Genomic DNA, 15,888 nt, shown 5'->3' on the forward strand with positions numbered 1-15,888 from the left:
GTCCTGAGGCTTCAACATACAACGTTGTAAAAAGCTTGCCAAGATCCCTTTACAACGTCGTTCCAACGATGGAACATGATTGAAAATTTCCCCTGAGCGGCAATCTCCCCTGAGCTGGGACGGAAGGTCAACCCATATGAGATCACCATGGAAGATCACAGCGGTCCTGGTCGCAGGGCTGTTGACGGCTACGGGCTGCGGCTCGGGCACGGCCGGCACGGACGACGGCGTAGTCGAGCTGAGCCTGTGGACCGGGTTCACTGGCCCGGACCGCCCCGCGTACGAGGCGCTGGTGAAGCAGTTCAACGACAGCCACCCGAAGATCAAGGTCACCATGGACGTGCAGCCGTGGGACGCCATCGGGCAAAAGCTGCCCGGCGCCTGGGCCACCGGCCAAGGACCCGACCTGGCCACGCCGAACTTCGATCCCGGCGTGCTGTTCAACTACGTCCGCACGAACTCGCTGCTGCCGCTGGACGAGGCGATCGGCGACGGTGACACGAAGATCAACTCCGTGCTGTTTCCGAAGACGGTGACCAGCGCGTTCACCATCGACGGCAAGCTGTACGCCGCACCGGCGAACATGGCGACCCTCGTCCTCTACTACAACAAGGCGATGCTGGCCGCGGACGGTGTGTCGGTGCCGAAAACCGCCGACGAGCTCACCACCGCGGCGAAGAAGCTGACCAAAACCGACGGCGGCAAGGTCACCCAGTACGGCATCTCCCTCGCCGACCGCCAGACCATCCAGATGTGGCCCATCCTCCAGTGGATGAACGGCGGCGACATCGTCGACGCCAAGGGCTGCGCCACGATCGCCGAGCCGGCCAGTGTCCAAGCGTTGCAAACCTGGGCCGACCTGGTGGCCAAGGACAAGGTGAGCCCGGTCGGACAGACCGGCGCCGACGCCGACACGCTGTTTTCCGCCAAGAAGGCCGCGATGGAGATCAACGGGCCGTGGGCCGCCGCCGGGTTCAAGGAAGCCGGCATCGACCTCGGCATCGCCGCCATCCCGGTCGGCCCCGGCGGGCCCGTCACGCTGGCCTCGACGGTCCCGATGGCGATCGGCAAGTCCACCAAGCACAAGGCGCAGGCGCTGGAGTTCCTCGCCTGGTGGACGGGGAAGGCCGCGCAGACCGCGTTCAGCGACGCGTCCGGATTCCCGCCCGTCCGCACCGACGTCACGGCGAGCAACCCGATCGTCGCGCCGTTCGTCGCCGGCCTGCCGCACGCGCGGCTGTATCTGCCGGGCCTACCGACCTCCGCGAAGATCGACGCCGACGTGTACGTACCGCTGATCGGCAAGATCACCCGCGGTGAGCCGGTCCAGTCCTCGGCCGAAGCCGCCGCCGAGGCGATCGATAAGATCACCGGCTGCCAGTCGTGACCTCGACGAGCGTCCGGTCCACCGGGGCAACCCGGTGGACCGGATCGTCCGCCCCGCGTCGCCGGCGCCGGCCGCGACTCAACCCCGCCTACCTGTACGTCGCGCCGAGCCTGCTGCTGATCGGCGTCTTCATCGCCGAACCGATCGTGCGTTCCGGCTGGATGAGCCTGCACGACTGGACCGTCGGCGAGACCACCCATACGTGGGTCGGCCTGGGCAACTACCGCGAGCTGCTCACCGACGAGCGGTTCCACAACAGCCTGCGGGTCACTGGCCTGTACACGGTGGTCGTGACGGCCGGGCAGGTTCTCGGGGGTCTGGCGCTGGCGCTGTGGCTGCGGCGTACCACGTGGCTGACGTCGCTGCTGCGCTCGGCGTTCTTCTTCCCGACCATCGCCTCGTTCGCCGTGGTCGGGGTGGTCTGGAAGTTTCTGCTCGACCCGCAGGTCGGCCTGGTCGACGGCTGGCTGGCCGCGGTCGGGGTGGTGGGTCCGGGCTGGCTGACCGACACCAACCTCGCGCTGCCGGCGGTGATGGCGGTCGGGATCTGGAAGGGCGTCGGCTTCTCGATGATCGTGCTGCTCGCCGCGCTGCAAGGCGTGCCGCATGCCCTCGTCGAGGCGGCCACTTTGGACGGTGCCGGGCGCTGGCAGCGGCTGCGTGCCGTCATACTCCCCGAACTGCGCCCCGCATTGCTGTTTACCACCGTGATCTCGACGGTCACGTCGCTTCAACTCTTCGATCTCGTCTACGTGATGACAGGTGGCGGGCCGCTGTTTCACACGGAGTCCATTGTGGCCTATCTCTACCAGCGTGGGTTCGTCGAGTTCCGGCTCGGCTACGCCAGTGCCATCGCCTGGGTGCTGTTCCTGCTGATCCTTGCGGTCTCCCTGGTCCAGCTGCGGATCGCGAGGCGCGACGATGACGAGTGAGACGATGACACGGGGCGCGGCGCCGGCCTGGGTGCCGGGTGCGCTGCGCGTCCTGCGGCGGGTCGTCCGCTACGCGTCGTGGGGGGTCCTGATCCTGGCCGCGGCCGCAACGATCCTGCCGTTCGTCTGGATGGTCGGCGTGTCCCTGCGTACGCCGGCCGACCTCTACGCCGACCCGGCCCGGCTGTGGCCGACCGAGTGGAGCCTGTCGGGTTTTCACGCGGTGCTGACCCAGCTTCCGTTCGCCCGGCTGGCGTTCAACACCTTCGTCTTCGCCGCCGGCACGACGGTCCTGCTGGTCCTGTGTGACTCGCTGGCCGGCTACGCCCTGGCCCGGCTGCGGTTTCGCGGCCGCCAGGCGATCTTCCTCGTCATCCTGGCCACCCTCATGGTGCCGTTCCAGATCACCATCATCCCGGTCTTCCTGACGCTGTTCGACCTGGGTTGGCTCAACACCTTCCAGGGGCTGATCATCCCGCGGGCCACAAGCGCACTGGGCATCTTCATGCTGCGCCAGTTCTTCCGCACGCTGCCACGGGAGCTCGAGGACGCCGCGCACATCGACGGCGCCAACAGTTTCCAGATCTACTGGCGGATCATTCTGCCGCTGTCGAAGCCAGCCCTGGCGTCGCTATTCGTCATCCAGTTCATGGCCTTGTGGAACGACTTCCTGTGGCCGCTGGTCGTCTCCACCTCTCTCGACATGCGGACACTGCCGTCCGCGCTGACCCTGTTTTCCAGCCAGTCCGGCGTCGACCACGCCGCGTTGATGGCCGGCGCGGCCATCTCGCTGGCGCCGCTCGCCGTCGCGTTCCTGCTCGCCCAGCGCTTCTTCGTGCAGGGCATCGCCACCACCGGCCTCAAATGATGGGAAGTACCGCCGTGCTCACCTGCACCGTCACGCTCGACCCCGCCTTCGGCATCGCCGCCGTGGACCCGCGCCTGTTCGGCTCGTTCGTCGAGCACATGGGCCGCTGCGTCTACGGCGGCGTCTTCGAACCGGGCCACGCCGAGGCCGACACCGACGGGCTGCGCCTGGACGTGCTCAAGCTGGTCCGCGAGCTCGGCATCACCGTGGTGCGCTACCCGGGCGGCAACTTCGTCTCCGGGTACCGGTGGGAGGACGGGGTCGGACCGCTGGCCGAGCGGCCGCGGCGGTTGGATCTGGCGTGGCGGTCGGTCGAGACCAACGCCTTCGGGCTCAACGAGTTCATGACCTGGACCCGGCGTGCCGGTGTCGAGCCGATGATGGCGGTCAACCTCGGCACCCGCGGCATCCAGGAGGCATGCGACCTGCTCGAGTACGCCAACCACCCGGGCGGCACCTACTGGTCGGACCTGCGGCGCAAGCACGGGATCGCCGAGCCGCACGGCATCGAGCTGTGGTGCCTAGGCAACGAGATGGACGGCCCGTGGCAGGTCGGCCACAAGAGCGCCGACGCCTACGGCGCGCAGGCGGCCGAGACAGCCAAGGCGATGCGGCAGGTCGATCCGAGCATCAAGCTCGTGGCCTGCGGCAGCTCCAACGACCGGATGCCTACCTTCGGCGCCTGGGAAGCGACCGTCCTCGACCACACCTTCGAGTACGTCGACTACATCTCGCTGCACGCGTACTTCCAGAAGCACGGCGAGGACCGGGCCGGGTTTCTTGCCTCCGGCCTGGCCATGGACCGGTTCATCGAAGGCGTCGTCGCCACCGCCGACCACGTCGCGGCCAAGAAGCGCTCCCGCAAACGGCTGCGGCTCTCCTTCGACGAGTGGAACATCTGGTACGAGAGCCGGTTCGCCGGCCACACCAACCTCGCGTGGGCCGAGGCGCCCCGGCTCATCGAAGACGAGTACACCGTCGAGGACGCCGTGGTGGTCGGCTCGCTGCTGATGAGCCTGCTGCGCCATGCCGACCGGGTCGGTGTCGCGTGCCTGGCCCAGCTGGTCAACATCATCGCCCCGATCCGCGCCGAGTCGGACCGCCCCGCCTGGCGGCAGACGATTTTCCACCCGTTCGCGCTCACCGCCCGGCACGCCCGCGGCACCGTGCTGCGCGTCGAACCCGTCACCGCCACCTACGACACCGTGCAGCACGGCGACGTCCCGGTCGCCGACGTCGTCGCCACCCACGACCCGGAGACCGGTCACGTCACGATCCTGGCCGTCAACCGCGGCGATACCGAGCCCGTCACCCTCACCGCCAACCTGCGCGCCCTGCCGGGACTGCGCATCGCCGAACATCTCGTCCTCGGAGGTGTCCCCGACCACCTGTCACACACCAACAACGCCGAAGACCCCCACCGGGTACAGCCCCGCACCAGCACCGACAGCACCCTGGCCGACGGCGGGCTCACCGCCGTGCTCCCACCGATCTCCTGGACCATGCTGCGCCTGGCACCCACCACCTAGAGATCTTTTCAATATCGGGACTACGACGGAGGGAGGGGCTTCTTTGCGAGATTTACCCGGGTCCGTGTCAGCTGCGGACCGCCGCTCCCGCCGGAGACCGCTCCGGCCGGCGGCTCGCTGGCGCTCGCCGGGATCCCCGGCCTCCGCTGCCGGGCCCGCGGTTCAAGCCCACACCCGGTCGTCGCAGCGGCAGGCGCCGGCGGGTCGGTGGCCGGGGGTGGTGTCGCGGACGCATTTGCTCTGCTTCCGTATAGGAGGCGGCCCGGCTTTCCGATGCCTGGACACGGGTGCCTCCCATAGGGAAGCAGAGCAAATGCCCGCGCACGCACGACCCCGGTCCCGGGGTCGTGGCCGCGTCGGTGGCGCCACTCCGGGTGGGTGCGGGGTGAGCTCACGAACCGCGGCGGGTGAGGCCGCGGGAGCGACGGTCCGGACCACGACGGGCATCGCGGTAGCCCAGGTCGGTCCAGGTTCAGATGTTCGGGGCCGCGGAGGCCGAAGCCGCCGTGACCCCGAAAGCTCCATAGACCCCGCGCGGTACCTCTTAGCGAAGGAGACGCCATGTACCGCACCTTGCTTCGAGCCTTTCTCGCCATCTGCCTGATCGTCTCCACCATCGCGATCGGGCAACCAGCCTCCGCCGCCGCCGCCAACATCATCTCCGTCGACGCGAGCGCACCGGTCGGTGTCGTCCAGCCCGGCGTCACCGGTCAGATGATGGAATGGGCCTCCGACGAGATGAACGGCGCGTGGGCCGAACGCGTCGCGAACCGCTCGTTCGAGGCCGAGCAGACGACCTCGGCCCGCAGCACCGTCTACGACGGGTTCACCGGCTCCACTGTGGACGCGTCCCGGTGGACGCCGGTAAGTCTCGACGGCGTGCCCGCCGGGACCGTCTCTACGGCCGGCGGAAACGCGGTGATCACCGCGAGTGCCCCCGGACGGTGGGGCATCATGAGCAATACGGTCCCGCAGACCCGGTACAAGACCGTCAGTGTGGAGACGAAGGTCGTCTCCTACACCGGGACCAACGCCATTCTCAGCGTCTACGGTGGGACCGGCGCCGGCGACTTCAGCCACTTCGCCGAGTTCGCGATCGAAGGTGGCGTGCTGAAGGTCTTCGCCGACGGCCAGCCCACCTGGGTCGGCGGCGCCGCCTCCACACCGGCCACCCTGCGCGTTGACGTCTCGGGTCTGGCCGGAACAGCACGCAACCTCGGCTTCTACTACAACGGCACACTGGTGCACACGCTGTCCGGCTTCACCGGCCTGCCCTCGACCTATCGCGCCCTTCTCTACGGCTGGAGCGGCACGGTCACGGCCGACTACCTCACGGTGACGCCGGACGCGACCTACGACGCGTTCGAGGGCAGCAGCCTTTCTCCACAGTGGACACCCACTCGGCTGGAGGGCGCCACCAACGGCACGGTCGCGGTCGGCGGCGGCACCGCCACTGTCACCGGCGGTGCGAACTCCCGCTACGGAATCATGTCGGATCACATCCGCAACAACGCCGTCGACTGGACCACCGTCGATGCCAGGTTGACCAGCGTCACCGGCGTCAACGGCCTGCTGAGCATCTACGGCGGCGCCGGAGCCGGCGACTTCGGCAAGTTCATGGAGTTCGGCGTGGAAGGCGGTGTCGCCAAGGTCTTCACCAGCGACGGCAGCGGCAACTTCACCGGCGGGGCGGTGACCCTGCCGGCAACCCTGAGCGTCCAGATCAGCCCGTACTGGTCAAACGGCCGGCTGTTCCGGTTCTTCGTCAACGGCGTCCGGGTGCACGAGCTGGCCACCCGGTTCGACGTGCCCGCGCCCGACTTCCGGCTGTTCCTCTACGGCTACGGCACGTCGACCACCAACTGGGACTACGTCAACGTCAAGCAGGTGCACATGCTCGACCGGTGGGACAACCACTTCGAGGGCGGGCCGGGCATCAGCGCCGCGTGGACCAACTCCACACTGGCCGGTGGCTGGGGCACCTCGAGCATGTCCAACAGCCAGATGGTCGTCAACGGCGCCGCGAACAGCCGCTACGGCATCATGTCGCAGCCGATCTCCGAAGGCGACGTGTACGACTACACCGTCGAGGCCAAACTCGACTCGTACACCGGCACCAACGGACTGCTCAACATCTACGGCGGCACGGGCCGCGGCGACTTCTCCAAGTACGTCGAGTTCGGCGTCGAAGCCGGAACGCTGCGCGTCTTCGGCGACGGCATCACACCCTGGACCGGCCCGGCGATCAGTCTCCCCGCCGTCCTGCGCGTCGAGGTCGGCCGGTGGACCGCCGGTGGACGCACGATCAACTTCCTGGCCAACGGTCGGCTCGCGCACAGCGTCACCACAACCGCGGTCCCGAACGGCGACTACGCGGCCTTCCTCTACGGCTTCGGCACGTCGGTCACCAAGTGGGACTACCTGACCTGGTGGCGCACCGACGGCTGGACCGAGGACGGCTACGCCGACCAGGCCGTCTACACGCAGGACCGGGCCGGCTACAACGGCACCTACGCCCAACGCGTCGACATCACCCAGCACACCACCGGTCGAAAGGGCGTCAGCCAAGGCGCCATCGCGGTGACCGCGGGCCGCGCGTACCGGGTCAGCGCCTATCTGAAACAGACGGCCCTCAGCAGCCCGGTCACCGTGACCCTCGGACCCGACGTGGGCGACAGCGCAAGCTATCCCGCGTACGCGTCCACGACGTTCACCGGGCTCGGGGCGGGATGGGCGAAGTTCACCGCGACCCTGACCCCGAACACCACCGACCCGTACGCGAAGCTGTTCCTCGGCACCGCCGGCACCGGTACATTGTGGATAGACATGGTCAGCGTCATGCCCCTCGACCCGGCCGAGGTCACCCTCGGCGGCTGGCGCAAAGACTTCGTCGACGCCCTGACCGCGTTGAAGCCGGGCGCGATCCGCTGGCCCGGCGGCATCATCGCCGACAGCTACACCTTCACCGACGGCATCGGCGCGCGCGACAACCGGCCACCCATGCACTACAACCAGTGGGACGCGCTGTGGCTGACCAACGACGTCGGCACCGACGAGGTCCTCGCGCTCGCCGAAGCCCTCGCGATCCCGGTCTACCTCAACGTCAACTGGGGCCGCGGCACCCCAACGACCGCCGCCAACTGGGTCGAGTACACCAACGGCGGCACGTCCACCACGTACGGCGCCCAGCGCGCCGCCAACGGCCGCAGCCAACCGTGGAACGTGCGTACGTGGGAGATCGGCAACGAGGTCTGGGGATCCTGGACGCCCGGCTGGACCAGCGCGGCCAACTACGCCGCCAGCTACAACATCTTCCACGACGCCATGGCCGCCAAGGACCCGACGATCGCGTTCATCGGCGAGGGCGGCGACGGCACCAACAACGACCAAACCTGGAACACCACCGTCCTGACCACCTCGGCCAGCCGCATGGACCACCTGTCGGTGCACTACTACAGCCCACAGCCGTTGCCCGCCAACTACGACAACCTCACCGTCTACCAGGCATCCGTGGGCGCCCCAGCGGTGATCGGCGACCGCATGGCCACCGCAACCGACACCGTCCTCGCCAACAGTGGCGGTCGCGACATCAAGCTCGCCGTCACCGAGCACAACGCCATGTACTTCAACGAGGAACACCGCCGCACCCGCACCCTCGAAGGGGCCCTACAGGAGGCGGGCCTGCTGAACCTGTTCGTGCGCCGAGCCGACGCCAACGAACTCAACGGCGCGTCCGCGCTGGTGAACTTCTGGGATGGCAGTGCGATCCGGCTGGCCAATCGCGGCAGCTTCGTCACCCCCGGCTACCTGGTGCAGAAGCTGGCCGCCACCCAACGGGGGCCGCTGCTGCTGAACACCAGCCTCACCGGGCCGACCTACAACGCGCCGGCCGTGGGCAACCTGCCCGCCCGCGGCGGCGTGCCCATGCTCGACGTCACCACCACCCGCTCGGCCGACGGCACCAAGCTCTACCTGTCGGTGGTCAACCGCGACCCGTCGGCCGGGCAGACATCCACCGTCAACCTGACCGGCGCGGGCACGATCGGCTCCACGGCGAGCGTCGCCACCGTCAACTCGACCGGCTATCTCGACCAGAACACCTGGCAGAACCCCAACCTCATCCAGACCACCACCAGCACCCTCACCGGCGTTGGGGCGAGCTTCGACTACACCTTCCCGCCGCATTCGTACACAGTCATCACAGTCACCATCGGCGCGAACCCGATCGCCGGACCCACCGTCATCGGCCGGGTCACCGCCACCAACGGCACACCCATTGCCGGGGCCACAGTGGACGCTGGTGGCGGACTCACCGCCACCACCGACGGCGCCGGCTACTACCGCATCACCGCACCCGCGGGCACGTACACGCTCACCACCTCCAAGACCGGATACACCACGGCGGTACGCACAGCCGTGGAGGTCTCGGCGCTCGGTGCGACACCACTACCGATCCGGCTCAGCTGACGTTTTCCAGCCGGTGCGGCGCCACAGCGGCGCCGCACCGGTCGCTACGGCCGGGCGCATTGTTGGTCATTCGGCGCGTGGCATGGCGTCGACCGGCTTGGACACCGCGAATGCGCACTGAAGCCTAAATGAAGGCGCGGTTGCGTAGGTTCGGCCGGTCGGATCTCCCAGCAGAGGAGGAGTCTCATGATACGTCCACCATCGCGCGGTCCGACGCTGCGTGCCCTCGTCGGTGGCACAGCGACGGCGGTGGTCGCCGCGCTCTGCGCGGTCGTGGTGACGCCGACCGTCGCCGGAGCGGCGCCTCCCGAGGTTCCACTCACGGCGTGGATACCCGGGTCGGCCAATCGGACCATCGTGGGCGGGGCGCCGCCGAACCTGCCTCCGCAGGACGTCACGGGGCAAACGTCTTCCTGCCGTATCCGCGCATGGGGAGTTTTGCCGGATTACCCGATGGAGCGGTTCCGCATCAGTGACCGGTTGCAGTTCGGGGTGAACCTCTCCGCCGGAACGCTCTGGATCGACCACCGGGATCTCACCGTGCGCGGCACCGGGATCACGTTCAACCTCCAGCACTCGTGGGGCTATCTGGACAAGTGGCATTTCAACGCCGGGGCGTCGATGGCGCTGGATCTGTCGTCCTCGGGCGTGGTGCGTATGCCGGTGGACGGCGGCGGCTGCGTGGAGTTCCGGCAGAACGCCAACGGCACCTTCGGCCCCGGCAGCAACGGCATCCGGGCGACGCTGACGAAGAACAGCGGCGGCTCCTTCACGGCCCGGTTCATCGACAGCGGCGAGACCTGGGCATTCAACGCGCACGGGTGGCCGCTGCACCGGGCCGACCGCAACGGCAACGCCATCACCTACTACTTCAACAGCGACGGCACGCTGGCCTCGGTCGCGGACTCACAGGGACGGGTGACCCGGTTCGTCAACAGCGGGGGGCGGATCAGCCGGGTCACGGATCCCAGCGGTGCGGTGGTCGGCGACTACACGTACGACGCCGACGGGCGGCTGATCGGGTTCACCAACCGCGAGGGCGGGTCCGTCAGCATGACCTACGACGGCAGCAGGCTGAAGACCCTCACTGATCAGGCCAGCCGGGTATGGCGCTTCACCTTCACCGCCCTCGGTGAGGTGGCGCAGGTGACGACCCCTCGCCCCGCAGGACCGGTCGACACGCTGTTCGCGTACGACAGCGATACGCAGACCACACAGACCGATCCGAACGGCAACAAGACCATCTACACGTTCGACGCCCTAGGGCGCCAGGTCCAGGCCAAAGATCCCCTGGGCCATTCGCAGTCGCGGACGTGGACCGCCAGCAGCGACGTCCAGGCCGTCACGGACGGCCTGCAAAACTCCACGACCGGTGTCTACGACAGCCTTCGGAACCTGATCTCCACCAAGCTGCCCACCGGCGCCACCACCACCTTCGGCTACGCCAACACCGCGCTGCCGAACCTGCCCACGTCCGTCAAGGACCCGGCCGGCAACGAGCTGACCCGCGAGTACGACGCGGCCGGCAACCTCACGAAGATCCGCTCTACGCCGCTGGCGGTCGACGTGGAGGTGCGCGCCTACAGCGGACCACGGGCACTGCTCACCTCGCGGAAGGACGCCAACGGCAACATCACCGAGTTCACCTACGACGCGCAGGGCAACCTGACCGCCGTCGTCCCGCCCCTGCCGATGGGGCAGACCCGCTACACCTACGACTCCCTGTCCCGGATCACGAGCATCACCGACGGCGCGGGCAAGCGCATCGAATACCACTACGACCGGCTGGACCGGATCGTCGCGATCAGCCACAGCGGCGTCGCGCTACAGGCGATGACCTACGACTCGCTCGGCAACCTGACCAAGCGGGAGACGGCGGAGGTGACGACCCGCTTCGCCTACGACACCCACCCCACCGGCTCGCAGGTCACATCGGCGGCCCGCACGCAAGGTACGGCCACCGAGACGGTGACCTACACCTACGACAAGGCGGGGAACCTCACCTCCCTCACCGATCCGGGAGGCACCACCCGGTACGGCTACGACATCGCGTACCGGCTGACCTCGCTGGCCGACCCGTTCGGGCAGACCACCACCTTCGGCTATGACGCGGCCGACCGGCGCACGTCCACGACGTTCCCCGGTGCCGGCACCCAGACCAACGGCTACGACGGCGCGGGCCGCCTGACCAGCCTCGCCGTCAGCAACGCCGCCGGCACCGAGCTGCTGCGGGTCACCTACCGCTTCACCACCGCGGCCGGCGCCGACACCGATCAGATGCAGAGCAAGTCCGTGCGGAGAGGGAACGTGATCTCACCCACCACCACCTACGAGTACGACCAGTTGCGCCACCTCACCAAGGAGACACTGACGACGTACACGGTGGACAAGGCGGACAACATCACCGCGATCAGTTCCTTGACCAGCACGTCCAACCGCACGTACAACGCGGCCAACCAGCTGGTCGTCATGGAGAACACGACCCAGTTCTACGACGGTGCGGGCAACGTCACCAGCTCCACCACCCCGAACAACAACTTCTGGTACTCGTCGACGAACCAGTGGATCCGGGGAGCCACCGCGCAGGGCGTCGAGATCTTCGCCGCCAGCTACGACTCCGTCGACCAGACCGAGCCGCGCACGATCAGCGAGAACAACAACGGCGTCGCCACGACACACGTCTTCACCCACACCGCTCTCGGCATCACCAGCGCTGTCGTGAACGGAGCCCGCACCAGCGTCACGCGCGACCCCGACGGCCGCCTTGTCACCGAGAAGGCCGGGGCCACGCGCTACAACCTGATCACTGACCACCAGGGCACCGTGCTGGCGCTGCTCGACACCAGCGGTGCGCTGGCGGCCCACTACACGTACACGGCGTACGGGCGGAACAGCTCCTCCGGAGCCGGTGCGACAAACCCGTTCCGGTACCTCGGCAACTACTTGCTCGACAGCGGAATCGCCCTGTTCGGGCTCCGCTACTACAACTCCTACTGGGGGCGTTTCACCTCGCCAGACCCGACTGGGCAAGAACGCAACGCATACGCCTACGCCCAGTCCGACCCGATCAACCGGATGGACCCCACCGGCGACCTCTCCTGGAACGACGTAGGTCGCTTCTTGGACCGCGCCAAAAAGATCGTCGACAGGTACGAAAAGGTGAGCGACCTCGTTTGCTACGTCAAGGAAGCCGCGAGCGACACCGACAACTCCTGGGCCGACGAGGGTCATGACTTGAACGAGTGCTTCAACCCCGTAGCCGACCTCTACTAAGACCAGACGACGCGTCGGCAGACCGTTCAGAAATCGCTGGAGGCGGTGGCGGCCCGGCCACCGCCTCCAGCGCGCTGCCTGGCCATGTCACCACAGCGGCGGTGCCGCCGGCCGTCCGGCGCGTCCCTGTCGAAGGATCCGCGATCACGGCCGCTGGCGGAAGCTGATGCGCATCAGCCGACTGTCAGCCCAGTCTTCGAGCCGAGTCGGCCGGATGGTGCCGGGGTCGTGGGGCTGATTGAGATCCGCGACGATCTCCGCCAGCACGGCCTGACGTTCAGCTGGGTCGGTGACAGGCGTGGCCCGGGCGGGCAGATCCGCGCGGATCCCGTTCTTGAGGTGGAAGGTGAAGTGGGGATTGGCGAGAAGGTTCGCATGCCAGTCGGTCGCTCCGCCGCCGGCGCCGCTACACAGGTAGGTCGTGCCCGCAGCTCGGTAGAAGAAGATCTCGATGCGGCGTGGCCGGCCGGTGCGGCGGCCCAGCGTCGTGATGTCGATGATCCGTTCGCTGGTGCCCGCGGCGGGTGTGATCTCGATGGCTCGCCGGATGTGATCGGGCAGGTGCGACAAAGACGCGTCACGTGCGGCGTCGCTCCATCCGGTCGTGTCTGGACTGCTCATGTGGTCTCGGTCTGAAGGGCGGGCCCGAGGAGGAGTCCACCGTCGATGACGTACTCCGACCCCGTGATGAACGACGCGTCTGATGACGTGAGGAACAGCAGAAGCCGGGTGACGTCGGTCGGCTCCCCGAGCCGGGGGATGGCGAACGGCTCGGGTGAGTAGAAGTCGGCGATTGCCGCGGTGGCGCCGGCTGCTGGTTCGTGGATGAAGGGGGTCGCGATCACGCCGGGGTGGATGGTGTTCACCCGGATGTGGTCCCGGCCGAGCTCGAGTGCTGCCGTTTGGGTGAGGCCTCGCACGGCCCACTTGCTGGCGACGTACGGCGCGTAGTGCGCCGTGCCGCCCAGGCCCATCGTCGAGGCGATGTTGACGATGGCTCCCCCTGCCGCGCGGCGCAGAGCGGGGGCGGCGACCTTGATGCCGAGGAAGGTCCCTGTGAGGTTGATGTCGAGGATGCGCGACCACGTGGCCTGGTCCGTGTTCTCGATCGGCGCCGGCGGGTTCTGGACGCCCGCGTTGTTGACGAGCACGTTCAGGGCGCCGAAGGCGCTCTCGGCGGCTAGCACAGCGGCGGACCACGAACTCTCGTCGGTGACGTCGAGGCGGGCGAACCGAGCGCGGGTCCGGAGCTCGTCGGCGAGAGCGGCGCCGCGTTCGGTGTCGATGTCGCCGATCACCACGTTCGCTCCCTCCGCGTGAAAGGCGCGTACGTGGCTGGAGCCCTGGCCACCGGTCCCACCGGTCACGAGCACGGTCTGGTTGTCGAAGCGGGGCATCAGCTGTTCCTTCGGTACGTGGGTGACTGACCGGGATCATCGGCGATGAACGGCGGCCGACGGTGAGCCCAGCGACTCACCACTGCCTTGAGACTAGGTTGGCGGCAGTGGTGAGTCAAGCCACTCACCTCGTATGCTCAGTCCATGAGCAGTGTCGTACCGACGTACCACCAGCGCGTCGCCCAGGAAAAACGCGCGCTGATCGTGACGGCCGCGACAGCACTGTTCCTCGAGTTGGGCTACGACCGGACATCGCTGGCGCGGATCGCAGAGCGCTCGGGTGTCTCGCGGGCCACCTTGTTCAAGCAATTTCCGAGCAAGGCCACCCTGTTCGACGCCATCGTCACCGAATCCTGGTCAACCGCTGACGAGGAGGATCCTCCGCCGGCAGGCAACGTCGTCGAGGGGCTCAGCGCCATCGGTCGCCGTTACGCCGAGCTGTTGAGCCGGCCCCAGATGACCGACCTGTTCCGGATCGTCATCGCCGAGCTGCCGCGGTTCCCGGAGCTGGCCCATGCGCAGTTCTCGCACGGGAAAATGCCCTACTTCGAGTCCGTACGCAGCTACCTCCTGGCTGAGCACGAGGCGGGAACGGTGCGGATCGAGGACGCGGACCTCGCAGCCACCCAGTTCCTGGGCATGATCTCCAACTACGTCTTCTGGCCAACACTCCTAGTGCCGGGCTGGGAGGTTAGCGCCGAACGCGTCGCTCAGGTAGTCGACGAGGCCGTCCGCACCATCGCCGCCCGGTATGCCGTGACTGGACCAGGGGCGTCCACCAACGACTGAGCCCCGCCGCCACCAAAGGAGCTGATGCCTAAGCAGGCGAGGCTTCGACCACCGAATCCCTTATTTAGACGGAGATTTGAGCTAGCCTCGCCGCAGCGAGGCGGAGAAGAACCGCCAGCCCACCGTTCTGACGTCCGTATTCCAGCCGAGGGTGTCGAGGCGGGCGCGCAGTTCGTCTGGGGCGTAGAGGACCTTGACGGCGCGAAAGGCTTGGCCGCTGCCGACCACGCGGCGGACGGCCGGCGCGGACCGCCCAGGGGCCGGATGCTCCACGACGGCCACCGCCGGCAATTCGTCGATCACGAATACCCGGCCACCCGGCGCCAGACAATCGGCGACAAGCCCCCAGAAGTCGTCGAAGCGCTGAGGTGGCACATGTGACAACCAGGCTGAAAAGAAGACGAAGTCGTAGCGCTCTCGCGGCCGCCACGTGAACAGGTCAGCTTCGACAAGATGCACGTGGGCCGCGCCGACACGCTGGCGACAGATCGCCAATGCCTCAGGTGCAGCATCGACGGTGGTCACCGTCGTTGCATGGCGGGCGAGCTCGACGGTCCATTGTCCGGTACCGCACGCCAGCTCCAGCACCCTGCCGTAGGGTGCGAGCGCTTCCAACTCGGTCAAGAGCTGAGCCCGGGCGTCCGCGTCGGCCTGAGCGTCAAGCGGGTACGTGGCGTCGTACTCGTGGGCGCGTGTGCGGTAGTAGGCAATCTGCTCGGACAGCAGGCCCTCTAACTCGTCATCTGCCATGGGGCCAGGATGCCAGGCCCAGACTGGCAAGCCGTCGCGTCGACCTCCACCGAAGTGTGGGTCCCGAAGTTACGCACACAGAGGCCGCCCGATGAGGGGTAGGCACCAATCTCCTCGCTAAACGGGTCCCGCACTTGCGCACAAAAACCAGTCCGTCGTGGTCCAGACCGTTGCTCCCGCGGCCTCACCCGTCCGCCGTTGGTCGCGCTCACCCCTGCACGCAACCGGCCGGCAGGAAAGGGGGCGTGGTGACGGGCTCGCGCCAGGCGGTGGCCGACGTTTGTCCACAATGTCCCTTCCCGGATCAGCGATCCGGGAAAGCAACGGGGTTGTCGTCGCCGCAGGTAACCGCCACGAGGGTGTGAGCAGTGCGAGCTTCGAGATCTAGGTGTTGTGTCCGGAGAGGTTGGGTACGCGGGTGGCGGGTGGGCCGCCGATGGCGGTGTGGTGTCGGTGATGGTTGTACATGTGGAGCCAGTGGGGCAAGGCGGCGCGG

At 67.7% G+C, this 15,888-nt stretch carries 10 protein-coding genes and 1 pseudogene; 7 read left to right on the plus strand and 4 right to left on the minus strand.

Annotated features, from left to right (window positions below; translation table 11 throughout):
• Window positions 1-136 precede the first annotated feature (136 nt).
• The 6 genes from ACTMTJ_RS09900 (at window position 137) to ACTMTJ_RS09925 (ending at window position 12,456) form a co-directional block, all read left to right on the plus strand.
• Complete coding sequence (locus tag ACTMTJ_RS09900; protein ID WP_441215842.1) at window positions 137-1,387, plus strand: ABC transporter substrate-binding protein; 1,251 nt, start codon at window positions 137-139, stop codon at window positions 1,385-1,387.
• Window positions 1,384-2,319 carry a carbohydrate ABC transporter permease gene (locus ACTMTJ_RS09905; RefSeq protein ID WP_441215843.1) on the plus strand — a complete coding sequence of 312 codons (936 nt, stop codon included), beginning with the start codon at window positions 1,384-1,386 and terminating at the stop codon, window positions 2,317-2,319. Before ACTMTJ_RS09900 ends, ACTMTJ_RS09905 begins: the two co-directional genes overlap by 4 nt.
• Before the next feature lie 4 nt (window positions 2,320-2,323).
• Window positions 2,324-3,187: a carbohydrate ABC transporter permease gene (locus ACTMTJ_RS09910; RefSeq protein WP_441215844.1), complete on the plus strand. Its 864-nt coding sequence runs from the start codon at window positions 2,324-2,326 to the stop codon at window positions 3,185-3,187.
• The gene (gene arfA, locus ACTMTJ_RS09915) at window positions 3,187-4,716 is read left to right on the plus strand and encodes an arabinosylfuranosidase ArfA (RefSeq protein ID WP_441215845.1); all 1,530 of its coding nucleotides are present in this window, start codon (window positions 3,187-3,189) and stop codon (window positions 4,714-4,716) included. Before ACTMTJ_RS09910 ends, arfA begins: the two co-directional genes overlap by 1 nt.
• Before the next feature lie 561 nt (window positions 4,717-5,277).
• Window positions 5,278-9,183, plus strand: a complete 3,906-nt coding sequence (locus ACTMTJ_RS09920) for an alpha-L-arabinofuranosidase C-terminal domain-containing protein (protein ID WP_441215846.1) — start codon at window positions 5,278-5,280, stop codon at window positions 9,181-9,183.
• Between the two features lie 453 nt (window positions 9,184-9,636).
• Window positions 9,637-12,456, plus strand: coding sequence for an RHS repeat-associated core domain-containing protein (locus tag ACTMTJ_RS09925; protein WP_441215847.1), 2,820 nt, complete (start codon window positions 9,637-9,639; stop codon window positions 12,454-12,456).
• Between the two features lie 144 nt (window positions 12,457-12,600).
• Here the strand turns inward: ACTMTJ_RS09925 and ACTMTJ_RS09930 are convergent, their stop codons facing one another.
• Together ACTMTJ_RS09930 and ACTMTJ_RS09935 are read right to left on the minus strand one after the other, a co-directional pair.
• Entirely contained in the window at window positions 12,601-13,077 is a 477-nt protein-coding gene (locus tag ACTMTJ_RS09930) for a nitroreductase/quinone reductase family protein (protein WP_441215848.1), read from the minus strand.
• A complete protein-coding gene (locus ACTMTJ_RS09935; RefSeq protein ID WP_441215849.1) occupies window positions 13,074-13,853 on the minus strand; it encodes a glucose 1-dehydrogenase in 780 nt (259 codons plus the stop codon). The genes ACTMTJ_RS09930 and ACTMTJ_RS09935 overlap by 4 nt, the downstream gene beginning before the upstream one ends.
• A gap of 144 nt (window positions 13,854-13,997) precedes the next feature.
• Here ACTMTJ_RS09935 and ACTMTJ_RS09940 point away from each other — a divergent pair, with 144 nt between their 5' ends.
• Window positions 13,998-14,642 carry a TetR/AcrR family transcriptional regulator gene (locus ACTMTJ_RS09940; protein ID WP_441215850.1) on the plus strand — a complete coding sequence of 215 codons (645 nt, stop codon included), beginning with the start codon at window positions 13,998-14,000 and terminating at the stop codon, window positions 14,640-14,642.
• Between the two features lie 81 nt (window positions 14,643-14,723).
• Here the strand turns inward: ACTMTJ_RS09940 and ACTMTJ_RS09945 are convergent, their stop codons facing one another.
• Both ACTMTJ_RS09945 and ACTMTJ_RS09950 read right to left on the minus strand, forming a co-directional pair.
• Window positions 14,724-15,392, minus strand: a complete 669-nt coding sequence (locus ACTMTJ_RS09945) for a class I SAM-dependent methyltransferase (protein ID WP_441215851.1) — start codon at window positions 15,390-15,392, stop codon at window positions 14,724-14,726.
• Window positions 15,393-15,776: 384 nt separating this feature from the next.
• Window positions 15,777-15,888 (minus strand): annotated as a pseudogene (locus tag ACTMTJ_RS09950) (IS481 family transposase); the annotation flags it as partial.

The sequence above is a fragment of the Phytohabitans sp. LJ34 genome (assembly GCF_052068095.1).
Taxonomy (GTDB): domain Bacteria; phylum Actinomycetota; class Actinomycetes; order Mycobacteriales; family Micromonosporaceae; genus Phytohabitans.

Excerpts from the sequence above, each read along its gene's own strand:
- ACTMTJ_RS09930 (WP_441215848.1), bottom strand. The coding sequence starts at position 13,077 with ATGAGCAGTCCAGACACGACCGGATGGAGCGACGCCGCACGTGACGCG.
- ACTMTJ_RS09910 (WP_441215844.1), top strand. The coding sequence starts at position 2,324 with ATGACACGGGGCGCGGCGCCGGCCTGGGTGCCGGGTGCGCTGCGCGTC.
- ACTMTJ_RS09900 (WP_441215842.1), top strand. The coding sequence starts at position 137 with ATGAGATCACCATGGAAGATCACAGCGGTCCTGGTCGCAGGGCTGTTG.
- ACTMTJ_RS09920 (WP_441215846.1), top strand. The coding sequence starts at position 5,278 with ATGTACCGCACCTTGCTTCGAGCCTTTCTCGCCATCTGCCTGATCGTC.
- ACTMTJ_RS09940 (WP_441215850.1), top strand. The coding sequence starts at position 13,998 with ATGAGCAGTGTCGTACCGACGTACCACCAGCGCGTCGCCCAGGAAAAA.
- arfA (WP_441215845.1), top strand. The coding sequence starts at position 3,187 with ATGGGAAGTACCGCCGTGCTCACCTGCACCGTCACGCTCGACCCCGCC.
- ACTMTJ_RS09935 (WP_441215849.1), bottom strand. The coding sequence starts at position 13,853 with ATGCCCCGCTTCGACAACCAGACCGTGCTCGTGACCGGTGGGACCGGT.
- ACTMTJ_RS09925 (WP_441215847.1), top strand. The coding sequence starts at position 9,637 with ATGGAGCGGTTCCGCATCAGTGACCGGTTGCAGTTCGGGGTGAACCTC.
- ACTMTJ_RS09945 (WP_441215851.1), bottom strand. The coding sequence starts at position 15,392 with ATGGCAGATGACGAGTTAGAGGGCCTGCTGTCCGAGCAGATTGCCTAC.